Below are 597 nucleotides of genomic sequence, written 5' to 3'. Positions count from 1 at the left end.
GCCGTTGTCACACCGGGTACGCTGATCGCGGATATAGCTTGCTGGTGGGGGTGGTTTTGCTTAAGTTGATGGCATTGACGGTGGAGGGGGCGGTGTTCAAGGGATTGGTACTAATTGAATTTTCATTGGCCTATTGTGTTCCGGTTGTCCTGCTCATGCCGGGTCTTGCCGTTGCTCTCCACCTTCTTGTGTTCGCGTTCATGTCGGTGGGTTACGCTCTGATTTTTCTGGGGGCTCTTTTGCTCCTCTCAGGCGCGCTGGCCGGTCTTTGGGCTTCCATTCAACTGCTTTGCAAGACTATGGACCCTGGATTGATTATTGGTCGGCCTCGCCGGCTGTTGTGGTTTCTGGCGTGTGGAATGGCTTCCCTGCTCGTGGTGGCGTCATTTGTTGCATTGGTTGCACCTGGTCTGGTTACAGCAGCGATGCTTTTGCCGATTCCGGTAGCGGTTCACCTGGTCTATTTGAATTGGGCTCATTTCTTCACCATTCCGGAAGCGCACCCACGGTTCTGAAAAACCAGTTCCAGGCCGCGCACCGCGTCATCGCCGCCGTCGGCTCGCGCATGCAGCGCCTGGCCGGCACCGAGGTCCTGCC

At 56.6% G+C, this 597-nt stretch carries 1 protein-coding gene; it reads left to right on the top strand.

Translation table 11 applies throughout. The features are described from left to right. On the top strand, positions 1-515 hold a 515-nt coding region (locus AC1RQI_RS17005; RefSeq protein ID WP_481905800.1), incomplete at its 5' end, for a hypothetical protein. Positions 516-597 lie beyond the last annotated feature (82 nt).

The sequence above is a fragment of the Salicola sp. AFF1 genome (assembly GCF_056783195.1).
The sequence above is the reverse complement of the archived record's forward strand: the minus strand, read 5'-3'. Positions and strand labels throughout refer to the sequence as shown.